This window comes from Xenorhabdus aichiensis, from assembly GCF_028598775.1.
Classification (GTDB): domain Bacteria; phylum Pseudomonadota; class Gammaproteobacteria; order Enterobacterales; family Enterobacteriaceae; genus Xenorhabdus; species Xenorhabdus bovienii.
Map to the genome: position 1 here is coordinate 1 of NZ_JAQRFO010000130.1, position 816 is coordinate 816.

The window sequence follows — 816 nt, forward strand, 5'->3', positions numbered from 1 at the left end:
GTTAAAAGTAATAGGTTGATACTTAAGGTATGTTGTTAGATCAGCCAAATATTAATCAACTGGAGGGATGGCTGATTACCTCTGAACAGGAAAATGTATGTCGAAAATGCCGGACTTCTTCAAACCCCTTCATGAGCAGCCTGAAATAGTAATTCCTGAACTTTGGAAACACAAAGATGTTATTGATGAAGTGCTTCCATTTTATCTGGCAGTTCTTGCGAAAACATCTAAAAACCCTGAAAAGTTCTTTAAATACAACATGCAATCACTCGACAAAATATTTGGACATGATAAAACCAAGCGAGGCCCCAGAGACAACGAGATTGCAGATTACGCTTATTATTTGAATGCCAGAACGAGGGATATATTTGATAAATTAGATGATTTCTAAAAGCAAAGCGCGGAGCTAATCCGCGCTAGTTTCTAGAATTTTTAATGACTTCATCGTCTTCTCAGCAAAAGTCACTGCTCTGTCATTAAACGCTTTCAAGGTAACTTCATCCGTTACAAAGTCTTCTGAATATTCAAATGATACCTTCAAGCCATGTACATCACTGATACCAGCAACAACAACTTTAGCTGTCAGTGTATTAATGATAGCCACGCTAAAATCACCGTTACCTTCTTTTGCTAGTTCAAGCTTAGCTTTATCAATCCGGTTAGATTTTTGTGGCATGGAGACTTCGATATTCATCATTCACCTCACGAGTGAGTTAATAGGATGCCGACCGCAATAGGAGATACGGAGGTACTGAGAATGATTGCGGCGGCAAATTAGGTAATAAGCAATATCGAGCGCCCAGAGATAGACGCTCT

At 39.1% G+C, this 816-nt stretch carries 2 protein-coding genes; one reads left to right on the forward strand and one right to left on the reverse strand.

The window, feature by feature from the left end; all coding sequences use genetic code 11:
• The first annotated feature begins 97 nt into the window (after positions 1-97).
• Complete coding sequence (locus PSI22_RS21275) at positions 98-391, forward strand: hypothetical protein (protein WP_273581463.1); 294 nt, start codon at positions 98-100, stop codon at positions 389-391.
• A gap of 15 nt (positions 392-406) precedes the next feature.
• Here PSI22_RS21275 and PSI22_RS21280 read toward each other — a convergent pair whose 3' ends face one another.
• Positions 407-694, reverse strand: coding sequence for a hypothetical protein (locus PSI22_RS21280; RefSeq protein ID WP_273581464.1), 288 nt, complete (start codon positions 692-694; stop codon positions 407-409).
• Positions 695-816: the final 122 nt, after the last annotated feature.